The sequence below is a fragment of the Aliamphritea spongicola genome (genome assembly GCF_017051665.1).
GTDB classification, from domain to species: domain Bacteria; phylum Pseudomonadota; class Gammaproteobacteria; order Pseudomonadales; family Balneatricaceae; genus Amphritea; species Amphritea spongicola.
Window position 1 is genome coordinate 1 of record NZ_JAFIDL010000090.1, and the last position, 290, is coordinate 290.

The following is a 290-nucleotide window of genomic DNA, read 5'->3' on the forward strand; positions in this document are numbered from 1 at the left end:
TGTGCGAATTCCACTTTATTCATCGTCAGACCCCTCCTTGCCGGATAAGAAATACGTCATTTCCAACGACAGTAGCTTAGCCGCTTCGGAAACGTCTTCTTTCGTTACATTTTGCCAGTTCTCGATCAAGCGTTCTGGCTCTAAACCACCGGCCATCTCTGTATATTGATCATCCAATTCGATTTGGCCACGTGCCGAGTCGAGTGATTCCTTCAACGAGTTGATGAGAAGCGCTTTCGTCTGCATCATCTCTGTATCGGATATGTCTCCTGCTCTGACGCTGTCCAACT

The 290-nt window shown here is 47.6% G+C and carries 1 protein-coding gene; it reads right to left on the bottom strand.

The genetic code is table 11. The features are described from left to right. Positions 1 to 15 precede the first annotated feature (15 nt). Positions 16 to 290, bottom strand: a 275-nt coding sequence (locus tag JYB63_RS22870; RefSeq protein ID WP_205660221.1) for a peptidase M16 family protein, incomplete at its 5' end; no start/stop codon positions are given.